Source organism: Desemzia sp. FAM 23988, from assembly GCF_045528365.1.
Lineage (GTDB): Bacteria > Bacillota > Bacilli > Lactobacillales > Carnobacteriaceae > Desemzia.
The window spans coordinates 1-714 of the sequence record NZ_JBGQQS010000060.1; the positions used below are offsets into that span (position 1 = coordinate 1).

Here is a 714-nt window from a genome sequence, read left to right on the forward strand (position 1 = left end):
CGGTCGAAGAAGATACCTTTACCCAGTTTGGTTTTGCCTGTCATCAACTCGGTATTGAGATTAAAACCTCCTCTATTCCACAAGCTAAAGGCCGCGTAGAGCGCTTAAACGGGACTGTTCAATCACGACTTCCTGTAGATTTAGACTTAGCTGGAATACAATCTATGGAGGAAGCCAATCACTTTTTAACGAAATGGATTAGGACTTTCAATAAGAAGTTTGGCAATAAAACGAAGGAATCCATCTATGAAAACGCACCAACTAAATCAGAAATCAATTTATTATTAGCACGAGTAGCGAATAGAAAAGTGGATAGTGGGCATCATATTCGGTATCAAAACAACTACTACCTGCCTACGGAAGGCAGTGAAGAGCACTACTTCACGCGAAGATCAAAGGTGTTGGTTATCGAAGCGTTTAACGGAGATATCTATGTAAATATAGCTGAAAAAATATACACAACAAGGAGACTGAAAGAACATGACTACTACTCACAAGAGTTTGATCCGATTCCAGAGCAAAAAAAAGAAAGACGCCAGTATATTCCCCCACAATCTCACCCGTGGAAACTAGAATCTTTCAAAAGATATCTTCGCAGTGTCGGAAAAACACTCGAAGAGTACGAAGCTGAACAAACAGCTTAAGACTAATTTTAACAAATTCGGTCACATTAATGCAAGCTTTTGCGAAGTAAAAGCTTGCATTAATGTGAGC

The 714-nt window shown here is 39.4% G+C and carries 1 pseudogene; it reads left to right on the forward strand.

The features are described from left to right. Positions 1-644 (forward strand): annotated as a pseudogene (locus ACEN4L_RS13410) (ISNCY family transposase); the annotation flags it as partial. Positions 645-714: the final 70 nt, after the last annotated feature.